Origin of the sequence: Bosea vestrisii (assembly GCF_030144325.1) — a bacterium.
Taxonomy (GTDB): domain Bacteria; phylum Pseudomonadota; class Alphaproteobacteria; order Rhizobiales; family Beijerinckiaceae; genus Allobosea; species Allobosea vestrisii_A.
The window spans coordinates 2,453,199-2,477,871 of the sequence record NZ_CP126307.1; the positions used below are offsets into that span (position 1 = coordinate 2,453,199).

At 65.6% G+C, this 24,673-nt stretch carries 20 protein-coding genes and 2 pseudogenes; 12 read left to right on the forward strand and 10 right to left on the reverse strand.

Annotation, left to right across the window (positions count from 1 at the left end; genetic code table 11):
• Positions 1-6 precede the first annotated feature (6 nt).
• The 3 genes and pseudogenes from acnA (at position 7) to QO058_RS12230 (ending at position 4,670) form a co-directional block, all read left to right on the forward strand.
• A pseudogene (gene acnA / locus QO058_RS12220) lies at positions 7-2,680 on the forward strand (aconitate hydratase AcnA).
• Positions 2,681-2,725: 45 nt separating this feature from the next.
• Positions 2,726-3,694: a Bug family tripartite tricarboxylate transporter substrate binding protein gene (locus tag QO058_RS12225; RefSeq protein ID WP_284172301.1), complete on the forward strand. Its 969-nt coding sequence runs from the start codon at positions 2,726-2,728 to the stop codon at positions 3,692-3,694.
• A gap of 7 nt (positions 3,695-3,701) precedes the next feature.
• Positions 3,702-4,670: a GntR family transcriptional regulator gene (locus QO058_RS12230; protein ID WP_284172302.1), complete on the forward strand. Its 969-nt coding sequence runs from the start codon at positions 3,702-3,704 to the stop codon at positions 4,668-4,670.
• Positions 4,671-5,077: 407 nt separating this feature from the next.
• On the opposite strand, the gene QO058_RS12235 is transcribed toward QO058_RS12230, so the two are convergent.
• From QO058_RS12235 to QO058_RS12250, 4 genes are all read right to left on the reverse strand, one after another.
• On the reverse strand, positions 5,078-6,358 hold the full coding sequence (locus tag QO058_RS12235) for a TRAP transporter large permease (RefSeq protein ID WP_284172303.1): 1,281 nt from the start codon (positions 6,356-6,358) through the stop codon (positions 5,078-5,080).
• The gene (locus tag QO058_RS12240) at positions 6,355-6,933 is read right to left on the reverse strand and encodes a TRAP transporter small permease (RefSeq protein ID WP_284172304.1); all 579 of its coding nucleotides are present in this window, start codon (positions 6,931-6,933) and stop codon (positions 6,355-6,357) included. The genes QO058_RS12235 and QO058_RS12240 overlap by 4 nt, the downstream gene beginning before the upstream one ends.
• A gap of 92 nt (positions 6,934-7,025) precedes the next feature.
• On the reverse strand, positions 7,026-8,039 hold the full coding sequence (locus QO058_RS12245; RefSeq protein ID WP_284172305.1) for a TRAP transporter substrate-binding protein: 1,014 nt from the start codon (positions 8,037-8,039) through the stop codon (positions 7,026-7,028).
• 98 nt (positions 8,040-8,137) lie between these two features.
• The gene (locus QO058_RS12250; RefSeq protein ID WP_284172306.1) at positions 8,138-9,157 is read right to left on the reverse strand and encodes a DctP family TRAP transporter solute-binding subunit; all 1,020 of its coding nucleotides are present in this window, start codon (positions 9,155-9,157) and stop codon (positions 8,138-8,140) included.
• 128 nt (positions 9,158-9,285) lie between these two features.
• Between QO058_RS12250 and QO058_RS12255 the strand changes: the two genes are divergently transcribed.
• From QO058_RS12255 to QO058_RS12290, 8 genes and pseudogenes are all read left to right on the forward strand, one after another.
• Entirely contained in the window at positions 9,286-10,044 is a 759-nt protein-coding gene (locus QO058_RS12255) for a FadR/GntR family transcriptional regulator (RefSeq protein ID WP_284172307.1), read from the forward strand.
• Positions 10,045-10,046: 2 nt separating this feature from the next.
• Positions 10,047-10,811, forward strand: a complete 765-nt coding sequence (locus QO058_RS12260) for an SDR family oxidoreductase (RefSeq protein ID WP_432212039.1) — start codon at positions 10,047-10,049, stop codon at positions 10,809-10,811.
• A gap of 80 nt (positions 10,812-10,891) precedes the next feature.
• A pseudogene (locus QO058_RS12265) lies at positions 10,892-12,090 on the forward strand (mandelate racemase/muconate lactonizing enzyme family protein).
• 61 nt (positions 12,091-12,151) lie between these two features.
• Entirely contained in the window at positions 12,152-13,132 is a 981-nt protein-coding gene (locus QO058_RS12270) for a 2-hydroxyacid dehydrogenase (protein ID WP_284172308.1), read from the forward strand.
• 74 nt (positions 13,133-13,206) lie between these two features.
• Positions 13,207-14,010, forward strand: coding sequence for a transporter substrate-binding domain-containing protein (locus QO058_RS12275; RefSeq protein WP_284172309.1), 804 nt, complete (start codon positions 13,207-13,209; stop codon positions 14,008-14,010).
• Between the two features lie 65 nt (positions 14,011-14,075).
• Positions 14,076-14,777, forward strand: coding sequence for an amino acid ABC transporter permease (locus QO058_RS12280; protein ID WP_284172310.1), 702 nt, complete (start codon positions 14,076-14,078; stop codon positions 14,775-14,777).
• A complete protein-coding gene (locus tag QO058_RS12285; RefSeq protein WP_284172311.1) occupies positions 14,777-15,430 on the forward strand; it encodes an amino acid ABC transporter permease in 654 nt (217 codons plus the stop codon). Before QO058_RS12280 ends, QO058_RS12285 begins: the two co-directional genes overlap by 1 nt.
• Complete coding sequence (locus QO058_RS12290) at positions 15,411-16,142, forward strand: amino acid ABC transporter ATP-binding protein (RefSeq protein WP_284172312.1); 732 nt, start codon at positions 15,411-15,413, stop codon at positions 16,140-16,142. Before QO058_RS12285 ends, QO058_RS12290 begins: the two co-directional genes overlap by 20 nt.
• A gap of 149 nt (positions 16,143-16,291) precedes the next feature.
• Here QO058_RS12290 and QO058_RS12295 read toward each other — a convergent pair whose 3' ends face one another.
• The 6 genes from QO058_RS12295 to QO058_RS12320 form a co-directional block, all read right to left on the reverse strand.
• Positions 16,292-17,374, reverse strand: a complete 1,083-nt coding sequence (locus QO058_RS12295; RefSeq protein WP_284172313.1) for a hypothetical protein — start codon at positions 17,372-17,374, stop codon at positions 16,292-16,294.
• A gap of 1 nt (position 17,375) precedes the next feature.
• The gene (locus QO058_RS12300) at positions 17,376-18,911 is read right to left on the reverse strand and encodes an AMP-binding protein (RefSeq protein ID WP_284172314.1); all 1,536 of its coding nucleotides are present in this window, start codon (positions 18,909-18,911) and stop codon (positions 17,376-17,378) included.
• Positions 18,912-18,921: 10 nt separating this feature from the next.
• Positions 18,922-20,676 (reverse strand): ABC transporter permease subunit, encoded by a 1,755-nt coding sequence (locus QO058_RS12305; protein WP_284172315.1) that lies wholly within the window; start codon positions 20,674-20,676, stop codon positions 18,922-18,924.
• Positions 20,673-21,749, reverse strand: coding sequence for an ABC transporter ATP-binding protein (locus QO058_RS12310; RefSeq protein ID WP_284172316.1), 1,077 nt, complete (start codon positions 21,747-21,749; stop codon positions 20,673-20,675). Before QO058_RS12310 ends, QO058_RS12305 begins: the two co-directional genes overlap by 4 nt.
• Positions 21,750-21,772: 23 nt before the next feature.
• The gene (locus tag QO058_RS12315; protein WP_284172317.1) at positions 21,773-22,828 is read right to left on the reverse strand and encodes an ABC transporter substrate-binding protein; all 1,056 of its coding nucleotides are present in this window, start codon (positions 22,826-22,828) and stop codon (positions 21,773-21,775) included.
• Between the two features lie 88 nt (positions 22,829-22,916).
• Complete coding sequence (locus QO058_RS12320) at positions 22,917-23,690, reverse strand: enoyl-CoA hydratase/isomerase family protein (protein WP_284172319.1); 774 nt, start codon at positions 23,688-23,690, stop codon at positions 22,917-22,919.
• A gap of 121 nt (positions 23,691-23,811) precedes the next feature.
• On the opposite strand from QO058_RS12320, the gene QO058_RS12325 reads away from it, so the two are divergent.
• Positions 23,812-24,636, forward strand: coding sequence for an IclR family transcriptional regulator (locus tag QO058_RS12325; RefSeq protein WP_284172320.1), 825 nt, complete (start codon positions 23,812-23,814; stop codon positions 24,634-24,636).
• Positions 24,637-24,673: the final 37 nt, after the last annotated feature.

The following is a 24,673-nucleotide window of genomic DNA, read 5'->3' on the forward strand; positions in this document are numbered from 1 at the left end:
TCAGGCATGAGCCTGTCGGTTGCATCGCTTTATCGAACTGCCCACCTCGCCGGCAGCGTCTACATCGTCGCCGATCTGACGGCCGCTTTTGGCGACGGCCTCTGCAAGCTGCCGCATGTTCTGCGCATCATCGCCGAGAACGTGCTGCGCGACTCCACGGGCGACCGGAAGCGCGACCAGGCCCTGGCGGCCCTCCGCGGCTGGCTCGAATGCGGGACATCCGAGGCTGAGATCGCCTTCCGACCGGGCCGTGTGCTGATGCACGACACGACCTGCACGCCCGCGCTGGTCGACATAGCGGCGATGCGCGATGCCATTGCCGCAGCAGGCGGAGATCCTGAGCGCCTCAGCCCGGTCCTGCCGGTCGATGTGTCGGTCGATCACTCGCTTGGGGTCGACCTTTCCGCCTCACCGGAAGCCATGCGGGTCAACCTGGAGCACGAGTATCGCCGGAATGGTGAGCGCTATCGCTTTTTGAAGTGGGCGACGCAGGCACTGGACGGTGTCCGAGTCCATCCGCCGGGCACCGGCATCATGCACACGATCAACCTGGAGCAACTTGCGACCGTCGTGACCACTTGCCGGATCGACGGCCGGCTCTGGGCGGTGCCTGACACGCTGATCGGCACCGATAGCCACACACCGATGATCAATGGCATCGGCGTCCTGGGCTGGGGCGTCGGCGGGCTTGAGGCCGAGAGCGTGATGTTCGGCATGCCCGTGATGATGCGGATTCCCAACGTCATCGGCGTTCGCCTGACGAACCGGCTGCGCGAGGGCGTCAGCGCAACCGATCTCGCTCTCACGGTGACGCAGCGCCTTCGGGCCCGCAACGTCACAGGCGCGTTCGTCGAGTTCTTCCGGATCAGGCGTGTCCAGCCTGTCTGCAGGCGAGCGGGCCGTGGTCGCGAACATGACGCCGGAATTCGGTGCCTCGACCGGCTATTTTCCAATCGACGACGCGACGCTGGAGTACTTGGCGCAAACGGGCCGGCCGCCCCAACACATTGCTCTGGTCGCGGCTTATGCAAAGGAGCAACAGCTCTGGTTCGATCCGCAGGCACAACCTCGTTACACCGACGTCGTCGAGATCGATCTCGCTGCGATCGCCATCAGCCTTGCTGGACCGCGCCGGCCACAGGATCTGCTCGCTCCCGAGACCGTGCTGCCGGCACTGGTCGCGATGCCGCAACCCGAAACGCCATCTGCCTCGTTGCCGCGTTTTCCCGTCGCCCTTGCCGCGATCACGAGCTGCACCAACACCTCCGATCCTCGACTCGTCGTCGCGGCCGGCCTGGTCGCCCGAAAAGCGCGCCGTCTTGGGCTGAAGCCACCGCCCTGGGTCAAGACCTCTCTGGCGCCGGGATCGCCTGCCGCGGAACGTTATCTCAGGCGGGCGGGATTGCTTGACGATCTCGAGGCCCTCGGCTTCGGCATCGTCGGCTATGGCTGCACCACCTGCATCGGCAATTCGGGACCGCTGCTACCGGTTATGGATTCAGCTGTCCGCGCCGATGAGGTTCTTCCGGTCGCGATTCTGTCAGGCAACCGCAACTTTCCCGGCCGCGTCCATGGTCAAGTCGAGGCGGGGTTCCTGGCGTCGCCTGCGCTAGTGGTGGCCTATGCGCTGGCCGGCGATGCTGATCGCGACGTCCTCCATGATCCATTGGCTTCTACTGCCGACGGTAGACCAGTGTTGCTGGCCGAGTTGTGGCCGACCCGAGCCGAGATCGACGCAGCATTGGCGCTTGCCCTCGACCCCGCAGATTTCAATCGCGCTTTCGCCGAGGCCGCGACAAGCCGCCAATGGGCTGATTTGGACGCGCCATCTTCGCCGCTCTTCCCATGGGACCCTGCCTCGACCGCGCTCCGGCCACCGCCCTTTGCCAAGGCGATACAGCCGGACAGGCTTGGCCATCATCGCGCTCATCCGCTGCTGGTTCTCGGCGACGACATCACCACGGATCATATCTCGCCGGCGGGTCAGACCCCTGCGGCGAGCGAAGCCGGACAATGGCTGATCGAGAGAGGCGAGGATCCGCAGGACCTGAATGTTTACGCCTCCCGCCGTGGCAACTGGGAGGTCATGCTGCGCGGTCTCTTCACCAACCGCACGGTGGTGAACCGGCTCGCCGCAGACCTGCCAGCAGGCTCCACCCTTCACGTCCCAACCGGTCAGACCTTGGCCCTGTGGCGCGCCGCGGAGCGCTACCGCGCATCGGGCGATGCGATGATCGTCGTCGCCGGCGAGCGCTACGGCACGGGCTCGTCGCGCGACTGGGCGGCCAAGGGGCTTGCGCTCCTCGGCGTCAATGCCGTCATCGCTCAGAGCTTCGAGCGCATCCACCGGTCCAATCTGATCGGCATGGGCATCCTGCCGCTTCAACTCCCGGCGGGAGTGGGTCCAGGCTCGCTTGAACTCGCGCCTGGCGACACTATCGAGATCGCGGCTGCAGGCGATATCATCTCTCCCCGGAGCGCCGTCATGGCGCGCATCCATCGCGTCAGCGGTTGCATCGAGGCCTTGCCTCTGCAGGCCGCCGTCGAGACCGCACTCGAATGCGAGACGCTGCGTGCTGGCGGCATCATTTCACTGATCCTCGGGCGCTTGCTGCAGGCGCCCGCTTCGCCTTTCACCGCGACCGGTGAAACACCACCCGCAACCCTGCGGGAAGCCTGAACAGCGCAAGAAACGCAACCAACTATCACCCTTGGGAGGATCACCATGACGACGCGCAGAGCTTTTCTGGCCGCCAGCATCGCAGCTCTGTCGATCTCGCCCGGCCTCGCGCTGGCTCAATCGCCGATCCAGGAACTGAAGATCATGGCGCCGGCCGGTCCCGGCGGTGGCTGGGATGGCGCCGCGCGTTCGATTCAGCAGGTTCTGACCGAGACCAAGGCCGTTCGCAGCGTCCAGGTCAACAACGTCACGGGCGCCGGCGGCACGATCGGGTTGGCCCAGTTCATCAACGGCGCCAAGGGCGACCCGAGCCAGCTGATGGTCAATGGCATCACGATGGTCGGTGCCATCCTGACCAACAAATCCCCTGTCAGCCTGGATCAGGTGACGCCGCTTGTGCGCCTCACCGGTGACCCGCTCGTCATCGTCGTTCCCGCCGAGTCGCCTCACAAGTCGGTGAAGGACTTCGTGGCCGCCATCAAAGCCGATGTGGCGCGCGTCACCTGGGCGGGCGGATCGGCCGGTGGCGCCGATCACATCCTGGCTGCGCTTGTCACCAAGGTGGCGGGAGCTGATGCCGACAAGGTCAACTACGTCGCCTTCTCCGGAGGCGGCGAAGCTCTAGCGGCGATGCTCGGCGGCCGCGTGACTGCGGGCGTTTCCGGCTATGGCGAGTTCGAGGGCCAGATCAAGGCCGGCAAGCTGCGGGCACTCGCGATCTCGTCGGGCAAGCGCCTCGAAGGCGTCGATGTACCCACGCTCAAGGAGCTCGGCTACGACGTCGAGGTGGTGAACTGGCGTGCGGTCATGGCCGGCCCTGGCATCAGCGCCGACCAGAAGGGGCAGCTGACGAAGATATTTGACACTCTGGTCGCCGGCGCCGAGTGGAAGGCACTGCTCAAGGCGCGCGGCTGGGACGACTATTATCTCGCCGGCGAGCCTTTCGCCGCTTTCCTCAAGGAGGAACAGGTCCGCGTCGGCGACATCCTCAAGACCATCGGCCTCGTGAAATAGGTCCTGCTTGCCGCGCGACCATGCCGGCCATAGACCAAATTTCGGGCGCGGGAATGCCGCCGAGGTGCAGGTCATGGCTGGCAGCGGAAGACGAGAGCTCGCAACACCTCTTGCGGCGCGCATCCTCGGCGAAATCCGGGATGGTGCCATGGGCGTCGGAACCCATCTCCGCTCTCAGGACATTGCGACACGTCTCGGCGTGTCGCGGTTTCCTGTAGGCCAGGCACTCCAGCTTCTGGCTGATAAGGGTGTGCTGCGTCACGAACGCAATCGGGGCTATTTCGTTGAACAGGCGTCGCCGCCTTCGAGTGAGACACTTGGGCTTTCCGAGCCGGATGGAGTGACCCAGGCCTATTTCCGGATTGCAGACGACCATCTCCGCGGCAGCCTTCCGGAGCAGGTCAGCGAAGCCGATTTGCGGCAGAGCTATGACCTCACACGCGCCGAGCTCAATGCGGTCCTGACCCGCATCAGCCAGGAAGGCTGGGCGGAGCGGCGCGCTGGCTATGGTTGGACCTTCGCGCCGGTGTTGAACACGCCAGAAAGCCTCGAGCAGACCTACCGACTGCGCCTGGCGCTCGAACCCGCAGCGCTTCTGGAACCTGGATACCATTTGGCGCCCGAGAGCATTGCAGCGTGCCGGGCTGCCGAGGAGCGGCTGCTCGCGGGCGCCATCGAGACCGATACAGCCGATGCCCTGCACGAGCGCGGCGTCCGCTTCCACGAAACGATCGTGGCAGGCTCAGGCAATCCGTTCTTTCTCGACACGATCCGCCGGATAAACCGCGTGAGGCGATTACTGTCCTACCGCTCCATGCTCGACCGCAAGCGCTACCGCCAGCAATGCGAGGAGCATCTCGCGATTCTCGACAGCCTGGCGCACGGCAAGCAGTCCGAGGCCGCAGAACGTCTACGACTCCATCTTTCGCATACCATCGACAATCTCACTGTCATCCGCCCACTGCTGCGCCGCTGAGCGCCGCTGCTCGTGAGCGGCAGGCGAGGAATTGATTTCTCGCCTGCCTTAATGCCATCAAGCTAAGCGGCGCGAAACCGCACGAAGGTTGATGATGGACAAGGCAGGCCGGGCACTGCTCGCATCGGGTCTGGGTTTAGCCACATGTGGCCTGAACCAGACCTCAGATTAGCCGGCTAAGCGCGCCCCGGCTCGCATTAGAATGTCCGGATCGGATCGTCGCCAGGCTGGCTATGGACCACTATCGCCGATCGCTCGTCAGGGTGAAACACCCCGAAAGCGAACATCCTTGATTCACCCAGCTGATATCCGATGGCCGTTTAGTCGTCGGCTAACGGGAGGTCGAACCGGGCGCAGGCGAAGTGCTGATATCCGAAGCGGGTACCCGCAAATCCGCTGCTTCCATCTCAGCGGGACATCATCGCAAGCGGCCACATCACGATCTGCGGGAAGACCACGAGCAGTACGAGCACGGTGATCTGGGCGATCATGAAGGGCATGACGCCCTTGATCACGCCCGTCATCGGCACCTTCGCCACGCCGCAGACGACGTTGAGGACGGTTCCGACCGGCGGCGTCACCAGGCCGATCGCGTTGTTCATGATGAACAGCACGCCGAAATAAACGGGGTCGATGCCCGCCTGCTTGACCACCGGCATCAGCACCGGCGTCATGATCAGCACCGTCGGGGTGAAATCGAGCGCGGTGCCGACGATCAGCACCAGCAGCATCAGCACCGCTGTCAGCAGCATCTTGTTGCCCATGAAGGGCTCGACCATCTCGGCGAGCTGCTGCGGGATGTTCGCGGTGGTGATCAGCCAGGCCGAGACGCCGGCAGCGGCGACCAGGAACATGATGACGGCCGTCGTCTCGGCCGCGCGGTACATCAGGCCGAACAGGTCGCTGATCTTGATCTCGCGATAGATCACCAGGCCGACGAAGAGCGAATAGGCGGCGGCGATGACCGCGGCCTCGGTCGGCGTGAACAGGCCGAACTTAAGGCCGCCGATGATGACCACCGGCAGGACCAGCGCCCAGAGTGCATTGCGGGTCTCGGTCAGCCTCTCGGCCATGCTGCGTTTGGGTTCAACGCGCGGTTTGTCGCGTTGGATGCTCCAGCGCCAGGCCAGCATGATCGCCACGCCCATCAGGACGCCCGGCACGATGCCGGCGATGAAGAGCTTGGTGATCGAGACGCCTCCGGTGACGCCGAAGATGATCATGCCGATCGATGGCGGGATCACCGGCGCGATGATGCCACCGCAGGCGATCAGGCCGCAGGAGCGGTTGATGTCGTAGCCGGCATTCCGCATCAGCGGGATCAGCACCGAGGCCAGCGCCGCCGTGTCGGCCACTGCCGAACCCGAAAGCGAGGCCATGATCACCGCAGCGATGACGGCGACATAGCCGAGGCCGCCGCGGATATGGCCGATCCAGGCCATCGCCATCGTGATGATCCGGCGGGTCATGCCGCCGGCATTCATCAGCTCGCCGGCCAGCATGAAGAAGGGCACGGCGAGCAGCGGGAAGCTGTTGGCGCCATCCCACATGTTCTGGATGATGATCTGCGGATCGGAGATGCCCATGTAGAGCATCATGGCGAGGCCGCAGCCGATCAGCGCGAAAGCCACGGGCATGCCGAGCGCCATCAGGCCCAGTAGCGAGGCGATGAAGACGAAGACGATCATGGCTTGGCTCCTCCAGCCATGTGCGCCTTCATATCGCGCTCGGCCTCGAGGCCTTCCGCCAGCCCCTCCTCGTGGACATCGATCAGCTCGTTATCGGCGACTTCGCCCCGCGCGAGGCGAATGAGGTTCGACAGGCAGATCAGCGCGATCGCGGCCCCGGTGACGTAGCTCACGCCATAGACCCAGAGCATGCTGAGCTGGGCGACCGGCGAGGCATTGCCGGCGATGATGTCGTGCTGAAGCCAGGTGCCGTAGAAGATGAACAGTGAGCAGATCAGCATGATGACCTGGCTGATCGCCCAGCAGACCTTGCGGCCGAGCACCGGTAGGGCCTGGACGACCATGTCGACGCCAAGATGGCTGCGCCGATGCAGGCCGATGATGCCGCCGAGGAAGGTCATCCAGACGAAGGCGAAGCGCGGGATTTCCTCCGACAGGTCGATGCCGGTGTTGAAGAACAGCCGCAGGACCACGTTGCCGAAGACCATGACCAGCATCACGGTCATGCAGGCCACGAGAATGATCTCGATGATGCGGTAGAACCCGTCGACCGCGGTCTTGAGCAGGCTGCTCATCAGTCACCTCGCCGGCATTATGTGAGGGTGCCGGCTTCGCGCCGGGCCAGAACGGGCGGCCAGCGCAAGGCCAGCCGCCGCTGCGCGTGCCTTTACTTGGCGGCGCGTGCCTTTTCGATCTCGGCCACGAAGCCGGTCACGAACTCGTCGCCGATCTGTCCCTTGAACTTCTCGACGACCGACTTGACCTTGTCCTGGACCTTGCGCAGATCGTCCGCCGAGACCTCGTTGACCGATACGCCGGCTTCCTTGAACTTGCCGATGACGTCGCGGTCGCCTTCGTCGAGCAACTTGCGCTGGAGCAGGCCCGCCTCGGTCGCGGCCTTCTGGATGCCGGCCTTGTCATCGGCCGAGAGCGTGTCCCAGAACTTCTTCGAGGCGACCAGCGCGACCGGCGTGTAGACGTGATTGGTGATGGAGATGTACTTCTGCACCTCCTGCATCTTGTTCGACCACATGTGCAGCAGCGGGTTCTCCTGCCCGTCGAGGGCCTTCACCTCGAGTGCGGTGAACACCTCGGAGAATGCCATCGGCACGGCGTTGGCGCCGATCGACTTCCAGGTGTCGAGCGCGACGGGATTCGCCATCACGCGCAGCTTGAGGCCGGAGACGTCCTCGGCGGTCTTCACCGGACGGCGGCTGTTCGAGAGGTTGCGGAAGCCCATGCCGGTCCAGGTCAGGCCCACGAGTCCGCTCGGCTCGATCTTGTCGAAGATCTTCTTCACCGAGGCGCCGTCGAGCACCGCGTAGACCTCCTTCTCGTTCTGGAAAAGGAAAGGCAGGTCCCAGACCTGTACTTCCTTCACCCGGGTCGAGAGCGGCGCCAGCGTGCCGATATAGAACTCCTGCGTGCCCGCCTGGGCCGCCTGGAGCTGCTTCTCGTCGCTGCCGAGCATGGCGGAGTGGAAGGCCTGCACCTTCACATTGCCTTTGGTGTAGGTCGCGGCCAGCTCGGCGAACTTGTTGACCGCCGTCGCCTGCGGATGGGTGTCGGGCATCGCATGACCGATCTTGGCCTTGACCTCGGCCATGGCGGCGACCGAGCCCAGCAGCGCAGCGGTCAAGGTCGCGATGAAAGCAAAGCGTGTCGGGCGGAATTGGGTCACGGCTCTCGTCTCCTAAATCGATTAGGCGGGGGTTTGCCATTTGAGCGCTTGCCGGTTCAATGGACCCGCAAGGTTTTTCCACCGCGAGGTGGCAGTGTTCATTTCCGCTGCTTCCTGATCTCGGCGTAGAAGTCGCTGACGAAGGCGGCGCCGATCACCTCGGTGTTCTTCTCGATCACGGGCTGGATCGCCTTGCGAATCGCATCGAGCTCGGCCGGCGGCATTTCGACCGCCACCATGCCCTTGGCCTTGAGCTCGTTCAGGACCTCCCCGGCCTCGCGCAGCTCTGCCTCCCTCTGGAAGGCGCGCGCGGTTTCCGCGGCCGCCTGGACGGCGGCCTGCTGCTGGGGCGTCAGTGAGGTCCAGAACCGCTTCGAGGCGAGTAGCGCCACCGGCGTGTAGACGTGGTTGGTGACCGTCAGGTGCTTCTGCACCTCGAACATCTTGTTCGCGTACATGTCGACGAAGGGATGCTCGTAGCCGTCGAGCGCCTTGGTCTCCAGCGCCGTATAGACCTCGGTGAAGGCCATCGGCACGGCGTTCATGCCCATGGCGTTGAAGCTCGCCAGCGCCATCGGGCTCTGCATGACCCGGACCTTCAGCCCCTTCATGTCGGCGAGCGAGGCGATCGGGCGCTTGCTGTTCGACAGGTTGCGGAAGGCGCCGCCGGACCAGGCCAGGCCCTGCAGATTCATATCGGCGAGGTTGTCGAGCAGACGACGGCCTGCCGGCCCGTCGAGCACAGCCGCGGCCTCCGCATCGCTCGCGAACAGGAACGGGAAATCGAAGATCTGGAGTTCTTTCTTGCGCGCCGCGATCGGCGAGAGCGCGCCCATGTAGAAATCGATTGTGCCCGACTGGGTGGCGATCAGCATCTTCTCCTCGGAGCCGAGTGCCGCATTGCCGAAGACCTCGACCTTGACGCTACCATTGGTCGCCTTGGCGACCTCCTCGGCGAAGCGCTTCATCGCTGTGGCGCGCGGATGAGCATCGGCGAAGGAATGGCCGAGCTTGGCGGTCTTCACATCCTGAGCCGAAACCGGCGCGACATGAGCCGTAGCGATGGCCGCCCCGGCGGCGAGGCTGGCGAGCACGGTCCGGCGCGTTTGGTAGAGCATGGAGACCTCCCGTGGGGCGCGCTTGACTTCGCTCTGCTGGCGGCGCCGATAAGTCCCCATAACGCTGCAGATGTCAGGTTGTCAAACAACTGACAGCATGACAATGTAAGGCGACATCGGGAAACGCCATGCAGCTGTCATCGATCGGATCCAGGCCAAATCTCGCCAGCGACGCTGCCGCCGCTTTGGCGAAGTCGATCAGGACCGGCGCGCTGCAGCCGGGCGCGCGCCTGCCATCCGAGACCGAGCTCGCGCGCCAGCTCGGCGTCAGCCGCCCCGTGGTGCGCGAGGCGATCGCTTATCTGCGGGCCGACGGCATCGTCGAAAGCCGGCGCGGCCTCGGCCTCTTCGTCAACCAGCAGGATTCGCTGCGCCTGCGACGCACCGAGATCGAGGCATCAGAACAGTCGATCCTGCAGTTCCTCGAATTTCGCCTCGGCATGGAGGTCGAGGCGGCGCAGCTCGCCTCCCTGCGCCATACGCCCGAGGATCTGGCGCGGATGGAGGCGGCCGACGCTGCACTGAATGCGGCCGACGATCTCGGCGAGGAGAGCGCCCAGCACGATCTGGCGCTCCACCTCGCCATTGCCGCAGCCGCGCACAATCCGCTGTTCCTGAATGTTCTGCAGTTCGTGTCGGGCCCGCTGCTCAATTCGATCCAGAGCATGCGCAACAAGGACCGTGGCGAAGCCTCGAACATCGCGATCCGCCGTGCTGATCACGCCGCGATTCTCGACCGCATCCGGGCGCGCGATCCGGCCGGAGCCGGAGAAGCGATGCGCAAGCACATCGGCGAATCCTATCGCCGCTACGCCTCGCAGATCACCACAGGCGGCCCGCCGCCGGTCCATCCCGCGCTTCAGACGATAGCGCCCCAGGAACGCTGAACGTGAACAGGCTTTTCGATCTTTCCGGGCGCACCGCGCTCGTGACCGGCTCGTCGCGCGGGCTCGGCCGCGCCATGGCCGAAGGGCTCGCCGCAGCGGGCGCTACGATCATCCTCAACGGTGCCGACAAGGGTCGGCTCGACGAGGCCGTCGCCGCTCTGACGGCCGCCGGCCATGCTGCACGCGGCCTGCGCTTCGACGTGACCGACGAGGCCGCGATCGTCGCCGCGTTCGAGGCGCTCGATGCGGACGGCGTCGCGGTCGACATCCTCGTCAACAATGCCGGAATCCAGTTCCGCAAGCCGATGCTCGAGCTCGAGACGGCCGACTGGCGGCGCGTGATCGACACCAACCTGACCAGCGCCTTCGTAACTGGCCGCGAGGCCGCCCGGCGCATGGCCAGGCGCGGCCGCGGCAAGGTCATCAATATCGGCTCGCTGACCAGCGAGCTCGCCCGCGCCACCGTCGCGCCCTACACGGTGGCGAAAGGCGGCATCAAGATGCTGACCAAGGCGATGGCGGCCGAATGGGGCGAACTCGGCATCCAGGCCAATGCGATCGGCCCCGGCTACATGCTGACCGACATGAACCAGGCGCTGATCGACAACCCGACCTTCGACGCCTGGGTGAAGGGCCGCACGCCGGCCCGGCGCTGGGGCAGGCCGGACGAACTCGTCGGCACCTGCGTCTACCTCGCCTCCGCAGCCTCCGACTATGTCAGCGGCCAGATCATCTATGTCGATGGCGGCATGATCTCGGTGCTGTAGGCCACTCGGCTGTCCGATCACGAGGGCCGACGCGCCGATCGCGCGGCCGCCTGCAAGAATAGAATTCAGGGAAAAGCGTCATGAAGATCACCGCCATCGAGACGATGCGGACCGAGGAGTTCGCCAACGTCCTGTGGGTGCGCGTCCACACCGATGCCGGCATCATCGGCCTGGGCGAGACCTTTTATGGCGCCGGGGCGGTCGAGTCGCACCTGCACGACACGCTGTCGATGCGCCTGCTCGGCAAGAATCCGCTGCATATCGAGGCGTTGCATCGCGAGATGTCGAACCTGCCGATGGCGCAGGCCTCGACCGGTGTGGAATCGCGCGCGACCTCGGCCGTCGACATCGCGCTCTGGGACATCTTCGGCAAGGTCTGCGGCCAGCCCGTGCACCAGATGCTGGGCGGCCTCTGCCGCGACAAGCAGCGCATCTACAACACCTGTGCCGGCTACAAATATGTCCGCTCGCACAACATCAAGCCGGTCTCGACCTGGAATCTCGGCGAATCCGCAGGCCCCTACGAAGACCTCGACGGCTTCATGAACCGCGCCGACGCTGTCGCCGAAAGCCTGCTCGAGAGCGGCATCACCGCCATGAAGATCTGGCCGTTCGACCCCCGGCGATCGAGAACCAGGGCGTCCACATCACCCCGGCGCAGATGAAGAAGGCGATCGAGCCCTTCGAGAAGATCCGCAAGGCCGTCGGCGACAAGATGGAGATCATGGTCGAGTTCCACTCGCTCTGGAATCTGCCGACCGCGATCAAGATCGCCCGCGCGCTCGAGCCCTACAGCCCGACCTGGTACGAGGATCCGATCCGGATGAACTCGCCGCAGGCGCTCGCCGAATATGCGCGCTCGACCACCGTCTCGGTCTGCGCCAGCGAGACGCTGGGCTCGCGCTTCCCCTACAAGGACATGCTTGACCGGGATGCCATGCACATCGTCATGGCTGATCTGTGCTGGACCGGCGGCCTGACCGAAGGCCGCAAGATCGCGGCGATGGCCGAAACCTATCACCGGCCGTTCGCGCCGCATGACTGCATCGGCCCCGTCGGCTTCATCGCGGCGATCCATGCCTCGTTCAGTCAGCCCAACACGCTGATCCAGGAGTCCGTCCGGGCCTTCTACACCGGCTGGTACAACGAGCTCGTCACCACCATGCCGGTGTTCAAGGACGGCTATGTGCTGCCGATGGAAGGTCCGGGGCTCGGCGTCGAATTGCTGCCCGCCGTCTTCGAGCGCTCCGACCTGACCGTCCGCCGCTCGACCCTCTGAGCCTCATCACGGCCGGGGCGCCAAGCCTGCCCGGCCTCCTAACGCGACATCGGATGAGTTCATGCGTATCATCTTTCACGGCGAGAACGCGGCGTCCTTCAGCCAGGATTTCGGGGAGCTCGTCGGCGGCGAGGCCGACATCCGGATCTTGCCGGATGCCCTGGGCGACGAGGCCGACCGGCGCGCCTATGCCGAGGCCGACGTCATCGTCGGCGTCAAGTTCGACAGCACGCTCCCCAGGCCGCATGACCTCAAGCTCTTCCATGTCCCCGGCGCAGGCTATGACGCGGTCGATCTGAACGCGTTGCCGGCCGGTACCAGCGTCTGCAACTGCTTCGGCCACGAGCAGGCGATCGCCGAATACGTGATGAGCGCGCTGCTGGCCCGCCATGTTCCGCTGGCCGATGCCGACCGGCGCCTGCGCCAGGGCGACTGGGCCTATTGGGCCGGAGCGCCGGACCGCGTCCATGGCGAGATTGCCGGCAAGACGATCGGCCTGCTCGGCTTCGGCCATATCGGCAAGGCGATCGCCCGGCGGGCCAAGGCCTTCGAGATGCGGGTTCATATCGCCAATCGCAGCCCGGTCGAAACGTCCGAGCTGGTCGATGCCAGCTTCACCCTCGACCGGCTGGCGGACTTCTGGGGCGGTTGCGACGCGATCGTGGTTTCCGTGCCGCTGACGGCTGAGACCACAGGATTGGTCGATGCCACGGCCCTTTCGGCGATGCGGGGCGATGCCGTGATCTTCAATGTCGGGCGTGGTCCGACGATCGACGAGGCGGCGCTCTATGCGGCGCTTAAGCAGAACCGGATCGGCGGCGCCGTGATCGACACCTGGTATCGCTATCCGGGGCGGGCCGACGCCAATCCCCTGCCGGCGACGCTCCCCTTCCACGAACTGCCGAACATCGTGATGACGCCGCACATGTCCGGCTGGACCAGTGGCACGATCCGGCGCCGCCAGCAGACCATCGCCGACAATATCCGCCGCAGAGCGGCGGGCGAGCCGCTCGTCAATCTCGTCAGGGCCGCACAGGCCTGAACCCTCTCCAGCAGCCGGCCGGACGAAGCCGGAAACAACGAAGGCGGGCAAGCCGCCAACCAGGGAAACGTCCAATGAAACTCTTCAGGCATCTCAAGATCGCCGGCACGCTGCTGGCACTCGGCGCAGGCATGCTGGCGGCGAGCCAGGCCTCGTCTCAGACGGTTACCGAGATCGTCAAGCGCGGCAAGGTCAAGATCGGCGTGCTCATCGGCGCCCCGCCCTATGGCTCCGTCGACGCCCAGGGCAACGCGATCGGCTACGATGCCGACGTCACGGCACTCGTCGGAAAGTATCTCGCCGTGCCAGTCGAGATCGTGCCGCTCACCCCGCCTTCGCGCATTCCGGCGCTCGAGGCCGGCAAGGTCGACTTCCTGATCGCGACGCTGGCGCCGACGCCCGAGCGAGCCAAGGCGGTGATGTTCACCATCCCCTACAGCGCCTTCCAGACCGGCATCTATGCCAAGAAGGGCACGCCGATCAAAGACTGGGCCGACCTCAAGGGCCGCAAGGTCGGTGTCAACCGCGGCTCCAGCGTCGAGCGCGAATTCACCAATCGCGAGAAGGAGCTCAACCTCACCATCCTGCGCTTCGAGGACGACGCCACCACCATGCAGGCGCTGTTCTCCGGCCAGGTCGAAGCGATCGCCGGCCCCGACGCGCAAGCCAACGCCGCGATCAAGGCGCGCGGCGAGACCGAGACGGAGCTGAAGTTTGTCTTCGGCATGCAGCCCAACTCGATGACCGTCCGCAAGGACGCCTATGAGCTGAGGCAATGGCTCAACAACACGATCTACTACATCAAGCAGAACGGTGAGTTGAACGCCATTTCCGAGAAGTGGGTCGGCTCGCCGCTGCCGCAGCTGCCGACCTTCTGACCAGTCCCTGAGCTACCGGCGGAGCATTCCTCCGCCGGCTTTGCGCGACCTGCAGGGAAGGGATCATGCGGTATCAGTTCCAGTTCGAAGCGGTCTTCGCCGAAGCCGACCGCATCCTCAACGGCGTGCTCCTGACGATCGGGCTGTCCTTCGGCGCGATCGTCCTGGGCCTCGCCCTCGCCGTACTGCTCGTCGCCGCCAAGAGCCTGTTCGGCCGCTGGGTCGGCATGCTCGTCGATGCCTATGTCGAGCTGATGCGCAATACGCCCTTCCTGGTGCAGCTCTTCATGATGTTCTTCGGGCTGCCGCTGATCGGCATCCGCATGTCGGGTACTGAAGCCGCGCTGCTCGCCATGACGCTGAATCTCGGCGCCTACGCGACTGAGATCATCCGCGCCGGCGTCGACTCGATCCACCGCTCGCAGATCGAGGCCGGCCTGTCGCTCGCCATGACGAAACGCCAGGTCTTTCAATATGTCGTGCTGATGCCGGCGCTGGCGCGGGTCTGGCCGGCGCTGTCGAGCCAGTTCGTGCTGATGCTGCTGGCGTCCTCGATCTGCTCCTTCATCTCGGTGCCGGAGCTCTCCGGCACGGCGGCGATCATCGAGCAGAACACCTTCCGCAGCTTCGAGACCTATATCGTCGTCACGCTGATCTATCTGGCACTGGCGCTCAGCCTGAAGGTCTCGCTCCTCTGGCTCGGCCGGCGGATCTTTCCGCGCCTCTCCAGTCTCGACCGGCTCGACGCCAAGGCGGAGGCTGCGTGATGGTGACCTTCGGTTGGCCCGAGGCCCTCTTCATCTTTCGCGCCGCAGGCTGGACGCTGCTACTGACCGCGATCGCCTTCCTGATTGGCGGCCTGATGGGCGGCGTCCTCGCCATCCTGCGCCTGTCGCGGATCAAGCTGCTGCGCCGTTTCGCAGCCGGCTACATCCTGGTGATCCAGTCGATCCCGGTGCTCATGGTCCTGTTCATGAGCTATTACGGGCTGTCGCTGTTCGGCATCGAGCTGCCGCCCTTCCTCGCCGCCTCGGCCTCGCTCGCGATCTATGTCTCGGCCTACCTCGCCGAGATCTGGCGCGGTTCGATCGAATCCGTGCCATTTCAGCAATGGGAGGCCTCGGCCTCGCTGGCCCATTCGCCGGCGCAGACCTATCGCTACGTGATCCTGCCCCAGGCGATCCGCATCTCGCTGCCGCCGACCGTCGGCTTCCTGGTTCAGCTCGTGAAGAATACCTCGATCGTCTCGGTGGTCGGCTTCGTCGAACTGTCGCGGGCCGGGCAACTCGTCAACAACGCGACCTTCCAGCCTTTCCAGATATTCACGCTGGTGGCGGCGATCTACTTCGCCATCTGCTTCCCCCTGTCCCGGCTCAGCCGCCATCTCGAAAAGGTGATGAATGCCAGCCGTCCTCATTGAAGACGTCCACAAGAGCTACGGTTCGCTCGAGGTCCTGAAAGGCGTCTCGCTCGACGTCGAGCCCGGCCAGGTCGTCGCGCTCATCGGCCGCTCGGGCTCCGGCAAGTCGACCTTGCTGCGTTGCGTCAACGGGCTCGAAGCCTTCCAGTCGGGGCGCATTGAGGTTGCCGGCCATGCGGTCGACCAGGATCAGAAACGGCTGCGCGAGCTGCGCAAGGACGTCGGCATCGTCTTCCAGAGCTACAACCTGTTCCCGCACCTGACAGTCGGCCAGAACATCATGCTCTCGCCGCGCATTACCAAGAACGTGCCGCAGGCGGAGGCGCTAGCGCTGGCGAAGGACGTGCTCGCCCAGGTCGGGCTTTCCGACAAGTTCGACAGCTACCCGGACAATCTCTCCGGCGGCCAGCAACAGCGTGTCGCGATCGCCCGCTCGCTGGCAATGAAGCCGAAGGTGATGCTGTTCGACGAGGTCACCTCCGCGCTCGACCCGGAGCTGACCGGCGAAGTGTTGCTGGTGATGGAGAAACTCGCGCGCGACGGCATGACCATGCTGCTCGTCACCCACGAGATGAATTTCGCTCGCACGGTCGCCAACACCACGGTGTTCATGCATCAGGGCAAGATCTGGGAGAGTGGCCGTTCGGCGCAGCTCTTTGCCGAACCGCAGACGCCCGAGCTGCGCAACTTCGTCGGTGCAGGCAGGCACTGAGTAGCCTGCGGATCTGCGTCTCGCCAGGCCAACGAGTAGCTGCGTATTGAGAGCTCTGAAGCTACCGATCTGCGTCAAGAGCTGACTCTCGCGTCCTTCCTGGAAGCGGACTCACCACGGTACGAATGGTGCGTGGATGCAAGCTTTGCCTAGGCCTCGTTAATCAGCGCGGCGCGTAGCTTGAGCAGTTCATCGCAGATTAATTCCAGCTCCCGTACCGCAAATCCCATGCGAAGGCCGGGAACGTGCTCGCCGAGTTTGGTGTTCAGGATGCCCGTGAACTTGATCCAACCATCGGGAGAGACGATCAGGCCATTCTGCTCCTCGAAGGAGGCATTCCAGGCGATCGCCTCAGCCTCGCTGACGCCATCCGGAAGCTCCAGTTCGAGGCTACCGTCGACGAGCCGGACTGGATAGCCACCCGGCAGGCCGTTCGGGCCAGGGACATGGCCACGCCAAGGGCGGCCGACCGCCATGGCGAGCAGCATGGGAACACCGCTTGCGCCCGAGATCTCGATGACTGGTTCTGGGGTGAGCTGGATATCGGCGAAGCGTGCATAGACATCCTCGATCTCGACGCCGTCGAGCCAGACGCGCGGTGGCCGCCCCCGGCGCTCTTCCGGCCGGCGGCGCCAGGCGGCAAGGTTTTGGTAGTGAGCGAGGACCTTGACCTCGGCCCCCGGCGGCGTGGCGGCTGAGCCGGCGAAGACATTGGAGAGGATCGCTACATTGCCCATGCCGCACGCGACCTCGTGGCCCATCGCCCGGATCATGCCGTTGACCACGTCGGGGAAGCCGCAATTGACCAGCGTCACGGGCTTGCCGCTGCGCGTGATCGCCGCTGCGACCCGCGAGCTGAGCAGGGCCTGAAAGACAGCCGTAGCGCTCAGGCCGCCTTCGGCGACGAGCTGCGTCCAGGCGTTCCCGCTCTGGGCGATGACCTGCGAGGTCTGGATCGAGGCCGCCTGCACAACGATGTGCGGAACGGTCGCCGCGAGCATCTCGTCCGACGCGTTCGGAACGAGCAGATCAACCGCATGTGTCGTGAAGCGCGCCTTCTTGCCGAACAGCGCGCTGCGGGCGTTCGCAGCAGTGCGCAACCAGTTCAGGCGCTCGCGGTTGCGCCCGGCGATGATCACCTCGACCGGTTCGTCGGCCGTTGCGGCGATGTCGAAGGCGATGCGCGCGGCAAAGCCGCCGGTCCCCGAGATCAGGATGTCGCAGCCGGCCATGTCAGAGCCTCGCCGCCATCGCCGCCCGGTCCCAGCAATCATCGAGCCGGGGCGAGAGCTTGTGCTTCATGATGCGCTGGCTCGCCGTGCGCTCGAATTCGTCGACGACGGCGATGTAGCGCGGGTTCTGGTAGGGCGCGAGGCGCAGGCCGAGCCAGCCGGAGAGCGCGTGGGGATCGATGACGATGCCGTCGCGCGGCTTGACGAAAAGCTTGATGTCCTGCTCGCCGACATCGGCAGCGACGCCGATCATCGCGCAATCCTCGACCGCCTCGTATTCGGCAGCGACGTGCTCGACCTCCCAGGCCGAGACATTCTCGCCCCGGCAGCGCACGCTGTCGGTCATCCGGCCGTGGAAATAGAGATTGCCGTCGGCATCAAAGGAGCCGAGGTCGCCGGTGTGGAATCCGTCTTCGCGCAGGGCCTTCGTCGTCGCCTCCGGGTTGTCGAGATAGCCGGGGAAGATCGCACCGGGGATGCTGGTCTCGACCACGATCTCGCCGCGCTCGCCAGTGGCCACCGGCCTGCCGTCGGTACCCAGGAGCTTCACTGTGAACCAGGGCAACGGCCGGCCGACCGAGCCCGGCACGCCGGTCACATTGCAGGTCGTGAGGCTGGAGGCCTCGGTCATGCCGTAGCATTCGCGGATATCGATGCCGAAGCGGTCGCGGAACTGCGGCCAGATGTCGGGCGGACAGCCGCCGCCCCAGGCGATGCGCACGCCATGCTCGCGATCACGCGGCGACGGCGGTTGCTTCAGCAGGATCTGCAGGATGCCGCCGAGATAGTGGATATGACTGGCGCCTTCATCCCTGACCTGATCCCAGAAGCGGCTGGCGCTGAAGCGCTCGACCATGGCGAGCGTGATGCCGCTGATCATCGGTAGCGGCAGGAGTTGAGCGCCGCCGATATGGTAGAGCGGCTCCCAGACGAAGAAGGCATCCGCTGGTCTCGCATCGGACAGCCGCGCGACGCTCTCCGCCGCGAGCCGGAGCATGCGATGTGAGACGATCACACCCTTCGGCCGGCCGGTGGTGCCCGATGTGTACATGATGGCGAAGACCGCGTCGGCGGCCGGCGCCGGCTCGTCGAAGCGCTCGTTGCGGGCCAGAACACCGTCGAGCCCGCCGCCCGGCGCATGCAATAGCTGTGGCAGCTCCGGCTCCGAACCCATCGCCTCGGCGATCTGCGGCGCCAGCTCCGCATCGGCGACGACGAGCCGCGGCTGCGAGTGCGTCAACAGGTAACGCAGCCCCTCGCCGCGCTGCTGCGCGTTGACCGGCACCCACGCGACGCCAGCGCGCGCCAAGCCGAACACCACCGCGATCGTGGCGATCGAATTGCGCATCATCACGGCGACCCTGTCGCCAGGCTTGATGCCGCGCGCCCTGAGATGCGCGGCGAAGGCGGCCGAGCGGCGTTCGAGCCCGGCATAGGTCACGGGCTTGCCGCAGAAGCGCGCATAGACGCTGTCTGGCTCAGCGGCAGCACGCGTGGTCAGAAGGCTCACGAAGCCGTCGTCGTTGAAGGAGGTCATGCTCGGTCGATCAGGAAGAGGAGCGGAAGCGTTCCGCGAGCAGCAGCATCACCGTCACCACGACGAAGACGACCACGGAGACCGCCGCGAGCGTCGGGTTGAGCTGCAGGATCATGTCGTCCCACATCTGCTTCGGCAGCGTGGTCTTGATGCCGCCCGAGACGAAGATCGCGATCGTCAGCTCGTCGAAGGAGGTGATGAAGGCGAACAGGAAGGCCGCGACGAGACCGCCCTTCACGAGCGGGATGGTGACGCCGGTCAGGGTCCGCAGCCGGTTGGCGCCGAGCGTCGCCGCCGCCTGATCGAGGCGCTGGTCGTAGGTCTTGAGCACGGCGGCGATGGTGACCAACGTAAACGGGATCGCCAGCACGGTATGACCGATGACGAGGCCGAGATCGGTGGCGATCAACCCGAGCCGCGCGAAGAGGTAGAACAGCCCGACGGCGATGACGATGCGCGGCACGATCATCGGCGCGAGGAAGAAAGCGAAGATCAGCCCGCCCCAGCGCGTGCGGCTGTTCGCCAGCGCCAGAGCCGTAAAGCCACCGATGGCAGTTGCGGCAATTGCCGTGACGAAGGCAACCGCGAAGGAACGGATCGTCGCCTGGATCCAGAGCGGCGAGCTGAAATAGGCCTGGAACCAGCTCAGGCCATAGCCTGGCGGTGGGAATTCGAGGAACTGCGAGGAGGTGAAGGCGAGCGGGATCACGAGCAGCGTCGGCAGCACGAGGAAGGCGATGACCAGCCAGCAGAAGCCGGGCAGCAGAAGCGCAGAAGCGCGCTTGCCGAGCAGGGATCGCGCCAGCGTCGCGAGATGGCCCGCAAGGGTCGCGACGCCCGACAGGACCGCCAGGCCGAGGTCGCGGATGCGCCCGGTGCCGACCTGAGCAGAGCCGCCGGCGATGGTCGAGAGCCCGAAGAGCCGGTCATAGATCACGCAGGAGACCAGCGCTGCCGCCAGCATCATCGCAGACAGCGCGCCGGCGAAGGACCAGTTCAGCAGCTCCTGCACCTGCGTGATGATGAGCTGCGCGAGCATGGTCTCCTGGCGACCGCCGAGGAAGGCCGGCACGATGAAGAAGCCGAGCGAGGAGATGAAGACCAGCAGGCCCGCCGCCGCCACGCCCGGCAGCGAGAGCTTGAAATAGACCAGCCAGAAGGAGCGTGCCGGTGCGGCGCCGAGCGTCTGCGCCGCCTGGACCAGCCGCCGGTCGATGCCGGTCATCACCGGGAGCATGGTCATCACCGCCAGCGGCACCATCGCGTGCACCATACCGACCATGACGCCGAACTGGTTGTGCAGTAGCGGCAAAGGCTGGTCGACGATGCCGGAGCCGGTCGCCAGCGAGTTAATGATGCCGCTGCGCCCGAGCACGATCATCCAGGCGAAGGTCTTGACGAGATAGCTCGTCCAGAACGGCACCATGACGAAGAGCAGCATGCGGCCGCGAAACAGGTCGGGCAGGCGTGCGATCCAGTAGGCGAGCGGGTAGCCGATCAGGAGCGACCAGACCGCCGTCCAGCCGGCGATGCGGAAGGTGATGCCGAGCACGCGGAGATAGACGTCCGTCGCGGCGATGCGCTGATAGGCGCCGGCCGAGAAGGCGCCGCTCTCCGGATCGACGATGCTCAGGCCGAGCAGCTGCGCGACCGGATAGACGAAGAAGACCGCCAGGAATAGGAGGCCGGGCACGGCCAGCCAGAGCGCGCCGAACCGCAATTTTCTGGGGCGCGCCGGCGCGCTGCTGAGGGTTACCGCGCTCATGCGACCAGCACCGCCTTGTCGCGCGACCAGCCGGCGACGATCCTCTCGTCGATCGCGGGCACCAGATCGTCGGGGCCGAGCCGCAGCACCAGCGGGCTGCCGTCGTCGAGCGCGGCGATGACACGCGTCTCGGAGCCGGCATAGACGACCTCGCTGACGCGGCCGCTCACGGCGTTGCCGTCGCGGGCGCCGAGACGCAGGTTCTCCGGCCGAATGACGAGGGTGGCATCCTTGCTCTGGCAGCGCGCGCCGATCGGCAGGGCGAAGCGCCCATGCGCCGTGTCGATCGCGCCGTTGCCGTCCCAACGGCCGCGGAAGATGTTGGAGATGCCGATGAAATCGGCCGCGAAGGCGGTGCGCGGGCGCTCGTAGATTTCGCGTGGCGTGCCGAGTTGCTCGATCCTGGCATGGTTCATCAGGCAGATGCGGTCGGACATTGCGAGCGCCTCCTCCTGGTCATGCGTGACGTAGACGATGGTGGCGCCGCTCTCGCGATGCAGCCGCTTGATCTCGATCTGCATGTGCTCGCGCAGCTTCTTGTCGAGCGCGCCGAGCGGCTCGTCCATCAGGATGATCGAGGGCTGGTAGACGAAGCAGCGGGCCAGCGCGACGCGCTGCTGCTGACCGCCGGACAGTTCGCGCGGGAACCGCCCGGCGAGATGGCCGAGATGGACCATTTCCAGCGTCGCCGAGACACGGCTTGCGACCTCCGCACCGGGGCGTCCGCGCATCTTCAGCGGGAAGGCGATGTTCTCGGCCACGGTCAAATGCGGGAACAGCGCATAATGCTGGAAGACGAGCCCGATATCGCGCTGGTGAACCGGCGTGGCCGATTGGTCGCGGCCGTCGATCACGACCCGCCCCTCGCTCGCCTCGACCAGCCCGCAGATCAGCTGCAGCAGTGTCGTCTTGCCGGAGCCCGAAGGCCCCAGCAAGGTGAGGAACTCGCCCTCGGCCACGCTGAGCGAGCTCGGCTCGAGAGCCGTGGTCGCACCATAGCGCTTGCAAAGTCCTTCGATGACGAGCTTGCCCTCGACGACGAGGTTGGCTGTCTTCGGCTCGATTGCGGACATCTCGGCGCTCGTCGCCATCGGCATCAGGTCAGGAGCCAGGAGTTGAAGCGCTCGGTGACCTTCGAGCGATTGGCGCTCCACCAATCCTCGTTGGCGATCGCCATCTGCTTCAGGTTTTCCGGCGAGGTCGGCAGCACTTTGGCGCGCTCGGGCGAGATCGTCTGATAGGCGTCGAGATTGGTTGGGCCATAGGCGAGAGCCTCGGTGAAGGCGGCTTGTGCCTTCGGGTCCGAGCAGAAGCGGATGAACTGGCGGGCGACATCCGCCTTCGGTCCGCCCTTCGGCAGCCCCCAGCCCTCGATCGAGTAGAGGCCTTGGTTCCAGACGATCTTGGCGGGCGTGCCGCCGTCGATCGCGGCCTGCAGGCGCGCATTCCAACCCGGCAGCATGTCGACCTCGCCGCTCTGCAGCAGCTGGGTCGACTGCGCGCCGCCGGTCCACCAGACCGCGACATGCGGCTTGATCTTGTCGAGAACCTTGAAGGCGCGGTCGATGTCGAGCGGGTAGAGCTTGTCGAGCGGCACGCCGTCGGCGAGCAGCGCCTGCTCGATCGTGTCGATCGGATTCTTGCGCAGCGCGCGCCGGCCCGGGAACTTCTCGACATTGAAGAAATCGGCCCAGCTCGCCGGGGCATTCTTCACCCGGTCGGTGCGGTAGGCGAAGATCGTCGAATAGACGTCCGTGCCCATGAACTCGGGCGAGATCGCCTGCGGCATCAACTTCGGCACATCGGCGTGCGCAAAGCCGATCGGATCGAGCAGCCCTTGCGTCTTCAGGATGTCGCGGGCCGAGAGCGTCAGCGTGCAGACGTCCCAGGTATAGGACTTGGTCTCGACCATCGCCTTGAACTGGGCGGTCGGCTCCGCTTCGCGGGCGACGTTGACGACCTTGTTGCCGGTCGCCTTCTCGAAGGGGTCGTAGAAGGCCTTGCGGAAGGCGGGCCCGAACGGCCCGCCGGGATCGGCGACCGTGATCTGGGTCGCGGCTCGTGCGGCCCCGGTGAGATAGGGCGCTGCGAGGGCGCCAGCGGCCAGCTGCAGCAGGGTGCGTCGGGTCGGCTTCGTCGTTTCGGTCGTCATCGTCTTCTCCCCTTTCAAGCGGTTTTCCGCATTTCCCCGTGGGTGATCAGATCGTCAGGCGCGTTTTCCCGTCAGGCGCATGGTCTCGTCAGGCGCTCTTGCGCGCGGCGCGAACGGCCAGGAACTGCTCCATCATCCGCGCCGGCTCGCCGGTGCCGTAGGCCTCGCGCTGGTTGCGGATGCCGGCCTTGAGGCACTCGCGGAAGCTCTCCTCCGTGACCTCGCGGAAGCGGGCCTTGTTGAGGCGCATGGCGACGGGCGGCTTTCCGGCGAGTTCCCCGGCCAGTGCCAGGGTCGCCTCCATCACCTTCTGCTTCGGCACGATCCGGTTGATCAGGCCGATCCGGTAGCATTCGTCGGAATCCATCATTCGCCCGGTCAGGGTCAGGTCGATGGTGCGGGCGATCCCGATCATCTCGCGCATGATCCAGGGGCCGGTCACCGAGGCGATGCCGGAGTTGATCTCGGGCTGGCCCATGGTGACGCCGTCATGGCCGATGCGCAGGTCGCAGAGCAGCGCGACCTGGAAGGCCGAGCCGGCGGCGACCCCGTTCAAGGCGGCGATGATCGGCTTTGAGAGCGAGCGGATGCGGTCGTAGAGCCGCTCCCATTCGCCCATCCACAATTCGGCGCGGTCGGGATCGAAGGTCTTGGTCTCGTTGAGGTCCTGGCCGGCTCCGAAGGCGCGGTCGCCGGCGCCCGTCAGGATGATGGCCCGCACGGCCTCATTCGCCTCGAGCTCGTCGAGGCCCTCGACGAGCCGGGACCGCATCGGCGCATTCCAGGCATTGAGGATCTGCGGGCGGTTGAGGGTCAGGATGCCGACCGCGCCGCGCACCTCGACCAGAACAGAGTCCTTCATACCGCCCTCCGATGAGTTTTTGTTACAATACGATAAGTTCTATTGAATATTCTGCGCGAAAGGCTCACCTTGTCAAGGGCGTTGGCCGCAGCCATTGATCGAGCCAGGAGAACAGGCCCCGATGACGATGCCCGAAGCGAAACAGAACGGCCGCAGGAATGCCGCGGCGCCGGCCGACCCGGCCGGGCGCAAGGACGACGCGCTGATGGTCAACTCGGTCGAGAAGGCGTTCCGGGTGCTGTCCGCCTTTGGCCGCCAACACCAGACGCTCAACCTGTCGCAGGTCGCCTCAGAGACGGGGATGGACGTCAGCGCCGCGCAGCGCTTCACCCACACGCTCGCCAAGCTCGGCTATCTGCGCAAGGACGTGCAGACCAAGCGCTTCGAGCTGACCGCGAAGACGCTCGATCTCGGCTACCACTTCGTCCGCAGCAGCCGCCTGCTCGACCGGGCGATGCCCTATCTCATGCATCTGAGCAAGGAGACCGAGGAGACGGTCAATCTCACCGTGCGCGAGGGGCCGGAGATCATCTTCGTCTCGCGCTTCCTCAGCCGCCATGTGCTGAACACCGACGTCATCATCGGCACGCGGATGCCGGCCTATTGCACCGCGCCCGGCATCGCCATGCTCTCGCGCCTGCCCGAGGAGGAGGCGATGGCGATCATCGACGCTTCCGATCTCAAGGCGCACACGCCCTCGACGACCTGGCAGCGCGATGCGCTGCGCGAGAAACTGCGCCAGTCCGCGGCGCAGGGCTACGCCACCGCCTTCGAGGAGGTCTATCTCGGCGATGCCTCGATCGCCGCCGTCGTCGTCGATCACCACGGCCGCCCGGAAGGCGCCGTGAACATCGCGACCTCGACCTCGCGCTTCAGCCATGCCGAGGTCGTCTCGCGCTTTTCCTCCCTGGTCATCGCCACCGCGCACGCGATCTCGCGGGTCTGAGCCGCAAGCAGGAGGTGCTTGACAGCGTCGGCCGCTG